Raw genomic sequence first — 14864 nt, 5'->3', positions numbered from 1 at the left:
AGTGCGGACCGGATGGGCACCAACAGGCAATTACTTTTGAGGTGGGCATGAATCTGACGATCATTGGCAGCGGTTATGTGGGTCTCGTAACGGGCGCGTGTCTGGCCGACATCGGCAACGACGTGTTCTGTCTCGACGTCGACCAGCGCAAGATCGACTTGCTCAATCAAGGCGTCGTGCCGATTCACGAGCCGGGCCTGCAGGAGATTATCGAGCGCAACCGGCGCGCGCGCCGGCTCACGTTCTCGACCGACGTGGAAGCCGCGGTCGCGCACGGCGACGTGCAGTTCATTGCGGTGGGAACGCCCCCCGACGAGGATGGCTCCGCCGATCTGCAATATGTGCTGGCCGCCGCGCGCAACATCGGGCGCCACATGAAGGGCTTCAAGGTGATCGTCGACAAGTCGACGGTGCCCGTGGGCACCGCCGCGCTCGTGCGCGACGCGATTGCTTCCGAATTGCGCCAGCGCGGCGAGGATCACATGTTCTCGGTGGTCTCGAACCCCGAGTTCCTGAAGGAAGGCGCGGCCGTGGAAGACTTCGCGCGCCCCGACCGCATCGTGCTGGGCTGCGATGAAGACGTGCCCGGCGAGCGTGCGCGCGAACTGATGAAGCGCCTGTACGCGCCGTTCAACCGCAATCGCGAACGCACGCTCTACATGGACGTGCATTCGGCCGAATTCACGAAGTACGCGGCCAACGCCATGCTCGCCACGCGCATTTCGTTCATGAACGAACTCGCGAATCTGGCTGACCGCGTGGGCGCGGATATCGAAGCGGTGCGCCGCGGCATCGGCTCCGATCCGCGCATCGGCTACGACTTCCTCTATGCGGGCTGCGGCTATGGCGGCTCGTGCTTTCCGAAGGACGTGAAGGCATTGATGCGCACTGCAGAGGATTTCGGCGAGCCGCTGCAAATTCTGCGCGCCGTGGAAGCCGTGAATGACGCCCAGAAGGAAGTGCTCGCGCAGAAGGTCGTCACGCGCTTTGGCTCCGACCTCACGGGCCGCACATTCGGCCTCTGGGGCCTCGCATTCAAGCCGAATACCGATGACATGCGCGAAGCGCCGAGCCGAACGCTGATCGCCGAACTGCTCGCGCGCGGCGCGCGTGTGGTGGCCTACGACCCGGTCGCGATGGAAGAGGCCCAGCGTGTGCTCGCGCTCGATCTGGCGAAAACGCCCGAGCAGCTCGAACGCCTCGTCTACGTGGAGGATGCGATGGACGTCGCGAGCGGCGCCGACGCGCTGGTGGTCGCCACCGAATGGAAGGTGTTCAAGGCGCCGGACTTCGAGACGCTCAAGCAGCAATTGAAGACGCCGATCGTGTTCGACGGTCGCAATCTCTACGATCCGCCCGCGATGCAGGAGCTCGGCATCGAATATCACGCGGTGGGCCGCGCGAGCGCCACGCAATCAGGCCGCGCGCGCGCCGAAGCGGCTGCGCAGACGCGCGTTCCGGCATAAGCCGCATCGAGCCCCGCGTTCGATGAAGCAATAAGCAAAACCGAGGAGCCATCGGGTCATGATCAAGGACGTATTGATCGTCTGCCATGCCAATGTCTGCCGCTCGCCTGCGGCGGAGCAACTGTTCCGCGCACGCTTTCGTGAACAAATGCGCGAGCACGCGGGACAGTCGGGGAAGCACGCGGGCGCGTTTCATTCGGCGGGCCTGCGCGCCCGCAACGGCGACGACATGGACCCGGTGATGCAGCGTCTGCTCGCCGAGCGCGGCGTGCAGGTGGGCGAGCATCGCTCGCGCCGCCTCACGCCGCGCCTCGTGCGCCGCGCCGACCTCGTGCTCGTGACGGAGCGCCACCAGGTGAGCGCCGTCGAGCGAATTGAGCCGTCCGCGCGCGGCAAGGTGTACGCGCTCGGAAATTGGGAAAACTCGGATGTCGCTGATCCGCATGGCCTCGATGAGGTCGCGTATCGCGAGAGTCTGGAGTTGATGGATCGACTGGTTAAGGGATGGCTGAGCCGAATATGCCAATGAGAAAACTCAATCTAATGACTGCTCTTGCGTTGAGCGCCTTCGTTGCTGCGTGCTCCACGGCGCCCGGCAACTACCTCGACACCTCGAACCTGAAGGAAGAGAAGAGCACTGAGCCGCAGAAGCAGTACGACGTGCATCTGATCACGTCGCAGCTCGTCATGCAGCAGGCGCAGGCCGCCGTATCGTCGCGTAACGCCGCGCTGCCGCCGAGCAAGTACGCGAGCACGGCCGACTACACGTATCACATCGCGCCGCAGGACATTCTTGGCGTGACGGTCTACGATCACCCCGAGATTTCGACGCCGCAAGGCTCGACCTTCTCGTCGGGCGGCAATACCACACAGACGGTGGGTCAGGCGCTCACGCAGCCGTACACCAACGCGCTGCCGGGCGAGGCCGACCCGTACGGGCAGACCGTGGCGAAGGACGGCACGATCTACTTCCCGTTCGTGGGCCGCGTGGTGGCGGCGGGCAAGACGCCTGGCCAGCTGCGCGATCGGCTGGCCTCGGGTCTCGGGCCGTACATCAAGAACCCGCAGGTTGACGTGCGCGTGCTTTCGTACCGCAGCCAGAAGGTGCAGGTCACCGGCGACGTGAAGACGCCGGGCCCGCTCGCGATGAGCGACGTGCCGCTCACGCTCGTCGACGCGATCACGCGCTCGGGCGGCACCACCGATGGCGCCGACATCAACCGCGTGCGCCTCACGCGCAACGGCAAGCTCTACGTGCTCGACGCGAACGCCTTGCTCGACGGCGGCGACACGAGCCAGAACGTGGTGCTGCAAGACGGCGACATCATCAATGTGCCGGACCGCAACGAGAGCCGCGTGTTCGTGATGGGCGAAGTGAAGACGCCGACCCAGACCACGCTGATCCGCGGCAAGCTCACCATTGCCGATGCGCTCACGACGGCCGGCGGCATTCTGGACACCGATGCGAACCCGCGCCAGATCTTCGTGATGCGCGGCATGAAGGACAACCCCACCCAGCCGGAGATTTACCGACTCGATATGACCAAGCCCGATGCGATCATGCTGTCGTCGCAATTCCAGTTGAAGCCGCTGGATGTCGTGTACGTCGGCACTGCCGCCTCGACCACCTTCAACCGTGTGTTGCAGCAGGTACTGCCGACCGTCCAGACGCTCTTCTACCTGAAGCAGCTCACGCGCTAAGCGCGCGAGAGCCGTCTTTTCTTGCAACATGAATCAAAACGGGATCGAAACGTGAGTACGCAACAAGCTATCAGTCAGCCGGCCCCGGCGGCCCGCACAGAGGAAGAGGACGTCGTCCTCGGCCAGTTGCTGCGCGTCATTTTCGACGACATCGGCTGGCTCATCATGATCGCGGCAGTGGTGATCGGCGCTGCGGTGTTCTACTGCTTCGTGGCCAAGCCAGTTTATACGGCCGACACGCAGGTCCGCGTCGAGCAGCAGGACTACACGTCCCAGGCGCTCACGCAGACGCAGTCCGGCGCGAACGTCACGAGCGGCCAGCAGGGCAGCCTGCCGACCGACGCCGAAATCCAGATGATCCAGAGCCGCAGCGTGCTCGAGCCGGTCGTCAAGCAGTTCAAGCTGAACTTCACGGCCGCGCCGGTTTCGCTGCCGGTCATCGGCAGCTTCGCCGCGCGTCTCGCGACGCCGGGTTCGCCCGCGCGTCCGTGGTTCGGCCTCAAGGACTACGCGTGGGGCGGCGAGGTGCTCAACATCGACTCGATCCAGGTGGCGCCCGAGCTCGAGAGCAAGAAGCTCACGCTGACCGCGCTTGACGACAACCGCTACGTGATTTCCGGTCCCGACGGCGGCCGCCTGCTCGAAGGCACGGTGGGCCAGCGCGTGCAGGGCGGCGGTGTCACGCTGCTCGTGAACGAACTGAAGGCGCGTCCGGGCGAGCGCTTCAAGGTCATGCGCCTGAACGATCTGGACGCGGTCTCGGCGTTCCAGAGCGCCGTCAAGGTGCAGGAGCAGGGCAAGCAGACGGGCGTGATCGACATCTCGCTTGAAGGCAAAGATCCGCAGGCGGCCGCCGATATCGCCAACGCGATTGCGCAGTCGTATATGCGTGAGCACGTGGCGAGCAAGCAGGCCGACGCAAGCAAGATGCTCGACTTCCTGCGCAGCGAGCAGCCGCGCCTGAAGGCCGATCTCGAGCGCGCCGAAGCGGCGCTCACCGCGTATCAGAGCAAGTCGGGTTCGATCAACGCGAGCGACGAAGCCAAGATCTACCTCGACGGCAGCGTGCAGTACGAGCAGCAGATCTCCGCGCTGCAATTGCAGATCGCCTCGCTCCAGCAGCGCTTCGGCGACCAGCACCCGGTGCTCGTCGCGGCGCGCCAGCAGCTCGCGCAATTGCAGGGCGAGCGCGCGAAGTACGACGCCAAGTTCCGCAACCTGCCAGGCACCGAAGTGAAGGCCGTGCAGTTGCAGCGCGATGCGAAGGTGGCGGAAGACATCTACGTGCTGCTGCTCAACCGCATTCAGGAGCTTTCGGTGCAGCGCGTGGGCACGGGCGGCAACGTTCATATCGTCGACGCCGCGATGCGCCCGGGCGCGCCTTCGAAGCCGAAGAAGCTGCTCATCGTCTCGGCGGCCACGATGCTCGGCCTGATTCTCGGCACCGGCTTCGTGCTGATGCGCCGGAACATGTTCAAGGGCATCGTCGATCCGGACCAGATCGAGCGTACCTTCGATCTGCCCGTCTACGGCCTCGTGCCGCTCTCGGCCGAGCAGGCCGCGCTCGAAAAGCGCGCCCCGACGCGCGGCGGCACGCGTCTGCGTGAAGTGCTCGCGAATGCAGCGCCCAAGGACCTCACGGTCGAGAGCCTGCGTTCGCTGCGCACCTCGCTGCAGTTCAGCGTGGCGGATGCGCGCAATCGCGTCGTTGTCCTGACCGGTTCGGTGCCGGGCGTGGGCAAGAGCTTCCTCACCGCGAACCTGGCCGTGCTGCTCGCCCACTCGGGCAAGCGTGTGCTGATGATCGACGGCGACATGCGCCGCGGCGCGCTCGAGCGTTACTTGGGCGGTTCGCAGGCCAATGGCTTCTCGGAGCTGCTCTCGGGCCAGATTTCGCTGGACGAGGCAATTCGCGCGACCGAAGTGGACAACCTGCACTTCATCTCGTGCGGCCGCCGTCCGCCGAATCCGTCCGAGCTGCTGATGTCGCCGCGCCTGAACCAGTATCTGGAAGGGCTCGCGAAGCGCTACGACATCCTGCTCGTGGACACGCCGCCGGTGCTGGCCGTGACCGATGCCGCGATCCTGAGCGGCCATGCGGGATCGACGTTCCTCGTGCTGCGCTCGGGCATCCACACGGAAGCCGAGATCGCCGATACGCTCAAGCGTCTGCGCAACGCGGGCGTGCACGTGACCGGCGGGGTCTTCAACGGGGTGTCGGCGCGCGCGCACGGCAAGTACGCCTACGGCTACGCAGCCGTGCAGGAATACCTGAGCGCCTGATCCTGAGCGCCTGATAATAACGGAGAAAAGCGCGATGAAAGTGACCGTGCTCGTGCCGACGTATCGGCGTCCTGAAGATCTGGCGCGCTGCCTCTCCGCGCTGCTGCGTCAGGAGCGCACGCCCGAGCAGATCGTGGTGGTGGCGCGCGCGGAAGACGAAGCCACGCACGCCTGCCTCGCGGAGCACGTGACGCCTCGCGTGCTCAACGTGGAGGTCGCGATCGTGGACGAGCCGGGGCAGGTGGCCGCGCTCAACCGCGGCATCGAAGCGGCGACGGGCGATGTGATCGCCATCACCGACGACGATGCCGCGCCGCACGCCGACTGGGTTGCGCGCATCGCCGCGCATTTCGAAGCCGACGAGACGCTGGGCGCGCTCGGCGGCCGCGACTGGGTGCATGAGGATGGCCGCGTGCTCGACGGCGAACGCGAACTCGTGGGGCGCGTGCAGCCCTCGGGCCGCATCGTCGGCAATCATCATCTGGGCGTGGGCGAAGCGCGCGAAGTCGACCTGCTCAAGGGCGCGAACATGAGCTACCGGCGCGCCGCGATTGGCGATCTGCGCTTCGACCGCCGCCTGCGCGGCACCGGCGCGCAGACGCATAACGACATGGCGTTCAGCATGGGCGTGAAGCGCGCGGGCTGGAAGCTCGTGTACGACCCGCGCGTGGCCGTCGACCATTTTCCGGCGCCGAGGCCCGGCGAAGATCCGCGCAATGCGCAGACGCTCGCCTCGATCCGCAACGCCGCCTACAACTTCCACCTCATCCTGCGCGGCAATCTTTCGCCGCTGCATCGCGAGGCCGCATGGTGGTGGTGGGCGCTCATCGGCACCCGGGTGTATCCGGGCCTGCTGCATACGGGCCTAGGCGCATTGCGCGCCGGCTCGCCCGCGGCCGCGTTCGCGCGCTGGCGCGCCGTGCGCGGCGGCGCACGCGAGGCACGCCGCGCAATCGCCTGAAGCAACTGAGGTGCTTCTGGCGCACTTTGTAATCGATTCAACGGAGGACCTCGAATGAGCGGTACGCAAGTCCACGTTCACCTCTTTTATGGCGCCGATCCGCGCCGTTACCGCAAGGGTGAGAACATTGGCTCCCTTTACGGCTATCACCACGCCGAGTCGGCGGAATTCGCACTCAACTACGCACGGGACGTGAGCGAAAGCGCGCCAGTGCGTCTCGTGCGCCGCGCGCTGAAGGCGGCGCTCGGCTTCGACTTTATTCACGCATGGCGCAATCGCCGTGCGATTCTCGATTCGGACGTGATCTGGACGCACACGGAGCAGGAGCATCTGGCCGTGGCGCTGGTGCTGCTGATGCACGCGAAGAAGGGCGGCGCGCGGCCGCTGCTGCTCGCGCAGAGCGTGTGGCTGCTCGACCGCTGGCCCGGTTACGGCGCACTGCGCCGCGCGCTGTATCAGCGCCTGCTCAAGCGTGCCGACTTGCTGACCACGCTCGCGAGCGAGAACGCTGCGCTGTGCGGCGACTTTTTCGGCCGTCAAGCGCGTCACGTGCTGTATGGCCTGAACACCAGGGATTTCCCGCTGCGTCCGCTTTCGCACTGGAAGCCGAATACGCCCGTGCGCGTGGCTGGCATCGGCAACGACCGCGACCGCGACTGGACCACGCTCGTGGGCGCGCTCGGCAACGACGCGCGCTATCAGGTGCGCATCGCCACGCGCAGACGCATGCCGGCTTCGGCGCGCGCGTCGAACGTGGAGATCGTGCGCGTGTCCGGCATCCAGCAGCAGCACGCGCTGTATGAGTGGGCGGACATCATCGTCGTGCCGCTGCGGCCCAATACGCACGCATCGGGCATCACCGTGATGCTCGAAGCGGCGGCGCTCGGCAAGCCGATGATCGTGACGAAGGTGGGCGCGCTCGAAGATTACTTCGACGAAAAGGCCGCGTTCTACGTCGAGCCGTTCAACACGGAGCAGCTGCGCGATGCCGTGAATGCACTCGTCGACGATCCCGCGCGTGCGCTCGCTCAGGCACGCGAGGCTTGCGAGCAACTCACTACGCGCGATCTCACCACCGAGAATTTCGCGCGTCAGCACGCGCAGCTCACGCGCGAGATGATGCGCGAGCGCGATCCGCGCGTGCCGCATCATGCGCACGCGCATGCGGGCGAGCATCCGATGGGACAGCCTGCGGGGCAGGCGGCACGGCAGGCTGTGAAGCAGACCGCAGGCCGGGTGTAATCATGCGTATTCCGTCCGCTGCTCCCGCACCCGCTCCGGCTCCACGCCAGCCTGTCCCGCGCGTCAACGCACCGCTCAGGCAGGCGGCGCCTGCAGCGCCTGCGCCGCGCCAGCGTTCGGCGCTGCGCCGCGCGATGGACCGCGACACGCTGCCCGTGGTCGCGCTGTGGGGCTTCACCGTATTGCTGATTCTCGCGCACCAGGGCACGGTGCTCACGCTCGCGTTTCCGGTGCTCGCCATTGCCGTGGGCTTCTGGCTCTACTTCGTGAATCCGGTCCGTTATATCGGCTTCATGTGGTGGCTGTGGTTCCTGAGCCCCGAAGTGCGCCGCCTCGCCGACTTCGGCAAGGGCGGCTTCACGCCCACGAGCCTGATTCAGGTCGCGCCGCTCGCGGTCACGATGATCAGCGGGCTGTCGCTGTTGCGCTACTACCCGGTGCTCGCGCAGCGCCGTGGACTGCCGATCGTGCTCACGCTGCTCGGCATCGGCTATGCATTCGTGGTGGGCGTGGTCGCGAGCGGCCCGGCTGCCGCTGTCTATGACCTCGCGAACTGGATCTATCCGATCCTGATCGGCTTTCACATCATGGTCCTCACGCGCCAGTATCCCGAGTGCCGCGAGACCATCGTGAACACCTTCATTTACGGCATGCTCGTGATGGGCGCCTATGGTCTCGTGCAGTTCTTCATCATGCCGCCGTGGGACGCCATGTGGATGATCGGCTCGGACATGAACTCGCAGGGCGATCCGGTGCCGCTCGGCGTGCGCGTGTTCAGCACGATGAATTCGTCGGGCCCGTTCGCCTTCGCGATGATGGGCGCAATGGTGCTCGTGATGGCCGCGAAGCATCGGGTGCGCTGGGTGGCTGCCGCGTTCGGCTTCTTCTCGTTCGCGCTGTCGCTGGTGCGCTCGACCTGGGGCGGCTGGGCGCTCGCGATGGTGATCCAGTTGGCGAAGTCGAACAACAAGGTGCGCATCCGCATCATCGTGAGCGCGCTCGTGCTCGCGGGCGTGTGCGTGCCGCTGCTCACCTTCGGCCCGGTGGCCGAGCGCATGCAGCAGCGTCTCGACACGCTCGTGAACCTGAAGGACGACCAGAGCTACGCAGCGCGTAACCAGTTTTACGCCGACTTCGCGAAAAAGGCCTTCACTGACGTGACCGGCGAGGGCCTGGGCGCCACCGGCGCATCGACCAAGCTTTCCAGCAGCAACGGCCAGCTCGGCCAGTACGGCAGTTTCGACAGCGGCGTGATGAACATACCGTTCGTGCTCGGCTGGCCCGGCACGCTGATGTATCTGTCCGGCGTGCTGTGGCTCATCGTGCGCGCCGTGCGCATCTCGCTGCGCATGCCCGAGGACCGCTATGTGTGCGCGTGCCTGAGCCTTACGGTGTCGATCTTTGCGATGCTCGTGTTCACTAACTCGCTGGTCGGCACGGGCGGTCTGCTGCTGTTTTCGAGTGTGTTTTCCATTCTCAGCGCGGGACACTGGAGCAAGCTGACTCGCCTCCAGACCCGCAACATGGAGGTCTCCGATTGAGAGTCGCAATCGTCACGCATGTGGTGCGCCACAACGACGGCCAGGGGCGCGTCAATCATGAAATCGCGCGCGCGGCCCTCGACGAAGGATTCGAGGTCACGCTAGTGGCTTCGCATGTCGCGCCGGAACTGGCGGCGCATCCGAAAGTGAAGTGGGTGCCGGTGCAGCCTTCGCGCCTGTGGCCCACGAATCTGCTGCGCCAGCAGGTGTTCGCGCTCAAGAGCGCGCTGTGGCTGCGCCGCCATCGCCGCGAATACGACGTGTTGCATGTGAATGGCTTCATCACCTGGGCCCATGCCGACGTCAACACCGCGCACTTCGTGCATGGCGGCTGGGGACGCAGCAAGTATTACCCGTTCGGGCTCACGCGCGGGGTATGGTCGGCGTACCAGTTCATCTACACGCGTGCGAATGCGGTGCTCGAGCGCTGGGCCTACCGGCGCTCGCGCGTGATTGCAGCCGTGTCGCGCAAGGTCGCCGACGAGATCGTCGCCTCGGGCGGCAACCCCGTCGAGCGGCTCGACGTGATCTACAACGGCGTGGACACGCGCGGCTTCGCCTCGGCCAGCGCCGACCGCGAGAAGTTCAAACTGCCGGAAGACAAATTCTTCCTGCTGTTCGTGGGCGATCTGCGCACGCCGCGCAAGAATCTCGGCACCGTGCTGCAGGCGCTCAAGCAACTGCCCGAGCGCGTGCATCTGGCGGTGGCGGGCTACCTGCCAGGCAGCCCGTACCCGGAGATGGCGCGCGAGCTGGGCATTGCCTCTCGCGTACATTTTCTCGGGCTGGTGCGCGAGATGCCGGTGCTGATGCGCAGTGTCGACGCCTATGTATTTCCTTCGCGCTACGAAGCAATGAGCCTCTCGCTGCTGGAAGCGATGGCGGCGGGCCTGCCCGTGGTCACCGCGCAGACGGCGGGCGGGGCGGAAATCATCACGCCCGATTGCGGCATCGTGCTGGACGATCCGGATGACGCGCCGGCGCTGGCGAGCGCCATCCTGCAACTCGCCGCCGACACGCCGCGCCGCCTCGCCATGGGCGAGGCCGCCGCGACGCTCGCGGGCGAATTCGGCTGGGCACGCATGGCTGCGCAATACATCGCGCTCTATCGCCAGTTGGCGGGCGACGCGGGCGCCACTGTGCGCAACGAATCACGGGGCACCGAGCGTGGCTTCGCGGGGGCGCCGCTGCATGGCGGCCAGACGCTGCAACGTGCCGAGACTCCCTGAAACAAGGATAAAAGATGACGAAACATTCCATCCAATCGCTACAGATCGGCATGCACTGGTTTCCGGAACGTGCGGGCGGGCTCGACCGCATGTATTACTCGCTCGTGGGGGCGCTGCCCGGCGCGGGCGTGAGGGTGCGCGGCGTGGTGGCCGGCTCCCCCAAGGTGGCCGAGGACAGCAACGGAGCGATCAATGGATTCGGCTCGGCGGCGCGTTCGCTGCCGTTTCGCTTGATGGATGCGCGGCGCGCGCTGCGTCGCGAGATTCAAAGCCATCGGCCCGATGTGATTTCCTCGCACTTCGCGCTTTATACGTTTCCGGGGCTCGATGTGACGCGCGGTATTCCGCAAGTCTCGCATTTTCAGGGGCCGTGGGCCGATGAGAGTTTTGTCGAGGGCGCGGCCACGCTGAGCCAGCGCATCAAGCATTCGCTGGAACAATCGGTGTACGAACGATCGTCGCGGCTTATTGTGCTGTCGAAGGCGTTCGGCGACATTCTCACGAAGCGCTATGCGATTTCGCCCGAGCGCGTGCGCATCGTGCCGGGTTGCGTGGATACTGCTCAGTTCGATCCCGCCTGCACGCGCGCCGAGGCGCGTCTACGTCTGCAATTGCCGCAGAATCGCCCGATCGTGCTGGCTGTGCGCCGTCTCGTGCGACGCATGGGGCTGGAGGATTTGATCGACGCGATCAAGGTGGTGAAGCAGCGTCATCCTGATGTGCTGTTGCTGATTGCCGGGCGCGGGCGTCTGGAAGCGGAGTTGCAACAGCGTATCGATGAGGCAGGGTTGACCGATAACGTCAGGTTGCTGGGGTTCGTGCCCGATGCGCAGTTGCCTTCGCTTTATCGCGCTGCGACTTTGAGCGTCGTGCCTACGGTGGCACTGGAAGGTTTTGGCTTGATCACAGTGGAGTCGCTTTCGGCTGGCACCCCCGTGCTGGTTACGCCGGTGGGCGGTTTGCCCGAAGCCGTGGCCGGGCTCTCGCAGGATCTCGTGTTGCCGGAAACTGGCGCCGCCGCGATTGCCGAAGGGATCGATGCTGCGTTCTCTGGGCGCATCAAGCTGCCCGATGAAGAGGCTTGCAAGACCTATGCGCGGGAGAATTTCGATAACGCCGTGATTGCCAGGCGTGTGGCTGATGTTTATGCGGAGGCGATTGCAGCTGCCAATGGCGTGCATTGAAGCGCAGAAATGAAACCGCCGCCCGGAAGGGCGGCGGTTATTAGCAGTGCAGGGGGAAGAAGAGTAAAGCGAATCGGCGGAATCAGGCCGTATTCAACCGCTTGCGCGCCTCCTCATACATCCATCGCAACGTCCCCTCGATAGGCGTACGCGCCGCGTCCCCCACAATCGATCGCAGCTTCGCGTTCGACCCGACCAGGTGCCGAACTTCATTCGCACGCACGAATCGCGGATCGACCTTGACCTCGATCGCATAACCCGCGATACGTGAAAGCATCGCAAGCACTTCGCCGAGCGTCCAGCCGGTGCCCGAGCAGACATTGACCGTCTCGCCGCGAGGCGCCGCCGCAATGAGCTTCGCGTAAGCATCCACCACGTCGCGCACGTCGGAGAAGTCGCGGCTGACCTCGGTGTTGCCGAGCGAGATCGACCGGTCGCCGCGTGCGTAGTGCTCGACGATCTTGGGCAGCAGAAAGTCGGTGCTTTGGCCCACGCCCGTGTAATTGAACGGCCGCGCGATCACCAGCGGCAACTGTGCGTTCCAGCGCTTCGCGACGTATTCCATCGCGAGCTTGCTCACGGCGTAATCGTTCGCTGGCTGCGGGGGCACCGCTTCGTCGATCACGCCGGGCGTGGCGTTGCCATAGACGTTCGCACTGCTCGCGAGCAGCACGGCGCGCGGCACATGACGCTGGCGCGCGAGCGCGTCGAGCAGATTGCGGGTACCCACCACATTGACGACATAGGTGCGCGCAACGTCGCCATTGGCGACGTTCGCCACGGCTGCGAGATGCACGACCGCGTCGGGCTGCACCGTTTCCACTGCGTGCGCGAGCGCTTCGGGGTCGAGCAGGTCGGCGGCGAGCGGCGTGATGCCGCCCGTCACGCCCGTGGCGTCGACGGGTTCCCCGGCCCGCACGGTGCCCCAGATGCGGTAGCCGTCCGCGGCCAGGCGTGCGGCCATGTAGCGGCCCGAGAAGCCGCCCACGCCCGTGATGAGTGCACGGCGCGCGCGAGGTTGATCGTTAGAACGTGTCATGTCGCTCGTTGCGCGTGAGATCGGCGGTGACCATCATCTGGCACAGTTGCTCGAGCGAGGTTTGCGGTTCCCAGCCGAGCTTGCTGCGCGCCTTGCTCGCGTCGCCGATCAGCAGATCGACTTCGGCGGGGCGGTAGAAGCGCGGGCTCACGCGCACCAGCGTGCGGCCCGTGGCGATGTCCACGCCGATTTCGCGCTCGGCGCGGCCCGACCATTCGAGCTGGAAGCCCGCTGCCGCGAACGCCATCGTCACGAAGTCGCGCACGGTTTCGGTGCGGCCCGTGGCGAGCACGTAGGTGTCCGGATCGTCGGCTTGCAGCATGCGCCACATGCCTTCCACGTATTCGGAGGCGTAGCCCCAGTCGCGCTTGGCGTCCATGTTGCCCAGTTCGAGCACGTTTTGTTTGCCGAGCTTGATCTTCGCGACGGCGTCGGTGATCTTGCGCGTCACGAACTCGCGGCCGCGCAGCGGCGACTCGTGATTGAAGAGAATGCCGCTGGTCGCGAAGATGTCATAGGACTCGCGGTAGTTGACCGTGGACCAGTGCGCGAACAGCTTGGCGATGCCATACGGGCTGCGCGGGTAGAACGGGGTGTCTTCGCGCTGCGGCACGGCCTGCACCTTGCCGAACATTTCGGAGGTCGAAGCCTGGTAGAAGCGCATTTTCGGGTTGATCACGCGAATGCCTTCGAGCAGGTTCAATGCGCCGACGCCGGTCACTTCGGCCGTGGTCACCGGCTGGTCGAACGACACGCCCACGAAGCTTTGCGCGGCGAGGTTGTAGACTTCGCCCGCCTGGGCACGTTCGAGCAGGCGCAGCGTCGAGCCCGCGTCGGTGAGATCGTGCTCGACGAGTTCGAGCGAAGGATGATCCGTGACGCCGAGTTCGTTCATGCGCCAGAAGTTGACCGAACTGGTGCGCCGGTAGGTGCCGACCACCTGATAGCCCTTGTCGAGCAGCAGTTTGGTCAGATACGCGCCGTCCTGGCCGGATACGCCGGTGATGATCGCTTTGCGTCGTTCGTTCATGTGTCGGTACCTTTGAAATAGCGAACGTGGATTCGGAGCACGTTTATCGTTTATCGGATCGGGAATCAGGACTGCGAGGTCGGAGCGCTCACGCTGGCCACGGTGGCCTGGTGCGATTGCCGGCGGCGCGGGCCGCGCGTGAGACGCTTTTCGAAGAGAAACCAGCTGGCGCTCGCGTAGGCGAGCGTGAGGGCGAGTGCGATGGCGGCGCTCACGGGGCGGCTGTAATGGAGCGGCCACACCGCATAGAGAATCGTGAGGTGAATCAGGTAGATCGTATAGCTGATGGTCCCGATGTAGACCAGCACCGGATTGCAGAGCAGGCGCTTGACGAAGCCCTTGGACTGCAGCGCGAACACGACTGTGGACGTGCACAGCACGAGCGACACGCTGTAGAGCAGGGCGTTCGAGAGCGGCGTGTTGGCGGCGCGAAAACGCGGGTAATGCAGATGCAGCCACGCGAGCACGGCGAGCGCGGCAAAGAACAGAATGGCCGCCGGCACTTTGAAGGGATCGAGCGCATTGCGCTCGCGCCGCACGAGCACGGCGAGCAGCGCGCCCATTGCGAGCAGGTCCATGCGGAACGGCGTGAGGTAATAAATGGGCCAGAACGAGTCGAACCATGGCGTCGCGATGGCGCGCAGCACCGGCACGGCCAGCACGAGCGCGGCGGCCACCACGGCGAGCATGCGCTGCGGCAGCAGCAGCACTACGAAGGGCCAGAAGATGTAGAACTGCTCTTCGACCGCGAGCGACCAGAGAATGTTGAGGCTGTCGTGGCCGCTTTGGCCCAGCGCGTCACCGATATTGGTTGCGAAGAACGCGTACCACGGCCAATAGTGCGCCCAGCCGAAACCGAATAGCAGCGACGAGACAATCATCAGCAGGATGTACGGCGGCAGGATGCGGCGCACGCGGCGTGCGTAGAAGTAGCTGAAGTACGACTGGCCGCGCGCCTTGCGCTCCAGCAGGATGCCGGTGATGAGAAAGCCGCTCAGCACGAAGAACAGGTCGACACCCATCCAGAGCGGCGCGCGCAATGCATGCTGCGCGAACACGGCGAGCACGGCGAAGGCGCGCAGGCCATCGAGCTGGACGATACGGTGGGAGTGTTGCGGCGGGCTGGCGAGGCTGTTTACGGTCATCGGCTATCCGGTTGTTTCATGCATGCACAGGCCGATTCATTTT

Annotated in this window: 12 protein-coding genes; 9 read left to right on the top strand and 3 right to left on the bottom strand. The window is 65.4% G+C overall.

What is annotated here, in order from left to right; genetic code table 11:
• Window positions 1–47: 47 nt before the first annotated feature.
• The 9 genes from P5W99_RS22570 to P5W99_RS22530 all read left to right on the top strand — a co-directional run bounded on the left by P5W99_RS22570 (window position 48) and on the right by P5W99_RS22530 (window position 11607).
• On the top strand, window positions 48–1466 hold the full coding sequence (locus P5W99_RS22570; protein ID WP_434663045.1) for a UDP-glucose dehydrogenase family protein: 1419 nt from the start codon (window positions 48–50) through the stop codon (window positions 1464–1466).
• A gap of 58 nt (window positions 1467–1524) precedes the next feature.
• Window positions 1525–1995, top strand: coding sequence for a low molecular weight phosphotyrosine protein phosphatase (locus tag P5W99_RS22565; RefSeq protein WP_421025615.1), 471 nt, complete (start codon window positions 1525–1527; stop codon window positions 1993–1995).
• Window positions 1992–3167 carry a polysaccharide biosynthesis/export family protein gene (locus tag P5W99_RS22560; RefSeq protein ID WP_421025614.1) on the top strand — a complete coding sequence of 392 codons (1176 nt, stop codon included), beginning with the start codon at window positions 1992–1994 and terminating at the stop codon, window positions 3165–3167. Before P5W99_RS22565 ends, P5W99_RS22560 begins: the two co-directional genes overlap by 4 nt.
• Window positions 3168–3218: 51 nt before the next feature.
• Window positions 3219–5450 (top strand): polysaccharide biosynthesis tyrosine autokinase, encoded by a 2232-nt coding sequence (locus tag P5W99_RS22555; RefSeq protein WP_421025613.1) that lies wholly within the window; start codon window positions 3219–3221, stop codon window positions 5448–5450.
• A 34-nt stretch (window positions 5451–5484) separates the two neighbouring features.
• Window positions 5485–6411, top strand: coding sequence for a glycosyltransferase family 2 protein (locus P5W99_RS22550; RefSeq protein ID WP_434663040.1), 927 nt, complete (start codon window positions 5485–5487; stop codon window positions 6409–6411).
• Window positions 6412–6465: 54 nt separating this feature from the next.
• The gene (locus P5W99_RS22545; RefSeq protein WP_421025611.1) at window positions 6466–7653 is read left to right on the top strand and encodes a glycosyltransferase; all 1188 of its coding nucleotides are present in this window, start codon (window positions 6466–6468) and stop codon (window positions 7651–7653) included.
• Window positions 7654–7787: 134 nt separating this feature from the next.
• Window positions 7788–9194: a glucose-6-phosphate isomerase gene (locus tag P5W99_RS22540; protein ID WP_421027016.1), complete on the top strand. Its 1407-nt coding sequence runs from the start codon at window positions 7788–7790 to the stop codon at window positions 9192–9194.
• Window positions 9191–10423, top strand: a complete 1233-nt coding sequence (locus tag P5W99_RS22535; RefSeq protein ID WP_421025610.1) for a glycosyltransferase family 4 protein — start codon at window positions 9191–9193, stop codon at window positions 10421–10423. The genes P5W99_RS22540 and P5W99_RS22535 overlap by 4 nt, the downstream gene beginning before the upstream one ends.
• Before the next feature lie 14 nt (window positions 10424–10437).
• Window positions 10438–11607, top strand: coding sequence for a glycosyltransferase family 4 protein (locus P5W99_RS22530; protein WP_421025609.1), 1170 nt, complete (start codon window positions 10438–10440; stop codon window positions 11605–11607).
• Window positions 11608–11689: 82 nt separating this feature from the next.
• Here the strand turns inward: P5W99_RS22530 and P5W99_RS22525 are convergent, their stop codons facing one another.
• The 3 genes from P5W99_RS22525 to P5W99_RS22515 form a co-directional block, all read right to left on the bottom strand.
• Window positions 11690–12646 (bottom strand): NAD-dependent epimerase/dehydratase family protein, encoded by a 957-nt coding sequence (locus tag P5W99_RS22525; protein ID WP_434663035.1) that lies wholly within the window; start codon window positions 12644–12646, stop codon window positions 11690–11692.
• Window positions 12633–13676 carry a GDP-mannose 4,6-dehydratase gene (gene gmd / locus P5W99_RS22520; RefSeq protein WP_421025607.1) on the bottom strand — a complete coding sequence of 348 codons (1044 nt, stop codon included), beginning with the start codon at window positions 13674–13676 and terminating at the stop codon, window positions 12633–12635. Before gmd ends, P5W99_RS22525 begins: the two co-directional genes overlap by 14 nt.
• Window positions 13677–13741: 65 nt before the next feature.
• Window positions 13742–14821, bottom strand: a complete 1080-nt coding sequence (locus P5W99_RS22515) for an acyltransferase family protein (protein ID WP_421025606.1) — start codon at window positions 14819–14821, stop codon at window positions 13742–13744.
• Window positions 14822–14864: the final 43 nt, after the last annotated feature.

The sequence above is a fragment of the Paraburkholderia sp. A3BS-1L genome (assembly GCF_051125215.1).
In the GTDB taxonomy this organism is placed as follows: Bacteria; Pseudomonadota; Gammaproteobacteria; order Burkholderiales; family Burkholderiaceae; genus Paraburkholderia.
The sequence above is the reverse complement of the archived record's forward strand: the minus strand, read 5'-3'. Positions and strand labels throughout refer to the sequence as shown.